Origin of the sequence: Oryzobacter faecalis (assembly GCF_046764005.1) — a bacterium.
Classification (GTDB): domain Bacteria; phylum Actinomycetota; class Actinomycetes; order Actinomycetales; family Dermatophilaceae; genus Oryzobacter; species Oryzobacter faecalis.
Genome location: NZ_JBKOFW010000026.1, coordinates 1 through 528 on the forward strand (window position 1 = coordinate 1; position 528 = coordinate 528).

General features: G+C 75.2%; 1 protein-coding gene. It reads left to right on the forward strand.

The annotated features are described in order from the left end of the window. Positions 1–21: 21 nt before the first annotated feature. On the forward strand, positions 22–528 hold a 507-nt coding region (locus ACK8HX_RS17755), incomplete at its 3' end, for a hypothetical protein (RefSeq protein ID WP_411942045.1).

Here is a 528-nt window from a genome sequence, read left to right on the forward strand (position 1 = left end):
GGTACAGGGGAGGGGGACAGCATGAGCAGCACCGCACCAGCGACCAGCAGCCGCACCGGGCATCCGAGCGAGCTGCTCACGGTCCTGCACGACACGCAGACGCTGCTCGCTGCGCTCCCCGCGCCGTCACCGCCCGGCGGCTCGCGGGAGGCGTGGGCCGAGGTGGTCCGGTCCTGCCAGCAGGTCGTCAACACGGTGTCGGCGGTGCAGGACGAGGCGATCGTCGCCCTCGCCGCGATCGAACCGGTGCTGCTCGAGGACGGCACCGACGCCGAGACCCACAAGGCACCCGGGCACGTCGCCCTGGACGCGGCCGCGATCGTGTCCGGGGCCCTGGAGGTCACCGCGAACCACGCCAGCGACCGGGTCCGCGACGCGATCCGGTGGGCCGCCGACGGCAACCCCGGCACCACCACGTGCACCGGCCTGGGCGGGCTGCACGACGCGATGCGCACCGGCGACCTGGACCGGTACCGCGCCGGGGTCGTCGCCCACGAGCTGGAGGAGGCACCGGCGCCGGTCGCCGAG